General features: G+C 68.7%; 1 protein-coding gene. It reads left to right on the plus strand.

The window, feature by feature from the left end; translation table 11 throughout:
• The coding region (locus AC02VZ_RS26030) for an IS110 family RNA-guided transposase (protein WP_476476560.1) at positions 1-882 on the plus strand (882 nt) is incomplete at its 5' end.
• Positions 883-891: the final 9 nt, after the last annotated feature.

Genomic DNA, 891 nt, shown 5'->3' on the forward strand with positions numbered 1-891 from the left:
GCGGCGATCATCGCAGACGCCGCCCGCACCATGCCCCACACGCTCCGCTCGATCGAGCTGGACGACGAGACCATCGCCGAGCTCCACATGATCGTGGGCTTCGACGACGACCTCGCCGGTGAGGTCACCCGGGTCGCGAACCGGCTGCGCGGCCTGCTCACCCAGATCCACCCGCACCTGGAACGCGTGATCGGCCCGCGCATCCAGCACCCGGCTGTCCTCACCCTGCTGGAGCAGTTCGGCTCGCCCAAGGCCATCCGCAAGGCCGGCCGGCGCCGACTGGTCACGCTGCTGCGGCCGAAGGCCCCGCGGATGGCCGAGCGGCTGGTCGAGAACATCTTCGCCGCGCTCGACGAGCAGACCGTCGTGGTCCCGGGCACCGACGCGGCCGCGGTGATCGTCCCCAAGCTCGCCAAGAACCTGGCGGCCCTGCTCGACCAGCGCAAGCAACTCGCCGCCGATATTGAGGAGTTGCTCACATCGCACCCTCTTTCCGAGCTCCTGACGTCGATGCCGGGGATAGGCGTCAGGACCGGAGCCAGGATCCTCATCGACGTCGGCGACGGATCCGCCTTCCCCACCGCCGGACACCTCGCCGCCTACGCCGGACTCGCCCCGGTGACCCGAAGATCCGGATCCTCGATCCGAGGTGAGAGCCCGTCCCGCAGAGGCAACAAGCACCTGAAACGCGCCTTCTTCCTGGCCGCGTTCGCTTCGCTTTCCGACCCGGCCTCCAGGGCCTACTACGAGCGGAAGAAGACCGAGGGCAAACGGCACAAGCAGGCCCTGATGTGCCTCGCCCGCCGCCGCGTCGACGTCCTGTTCGCCATGCTCCGCGACGGCACGTTCTTCCAACCTCACACCGCCCCCCAAGCCACCTGAAACATCACC

The organism is Streptomyces sp. 3-6 (assembly GCF_056323165.1).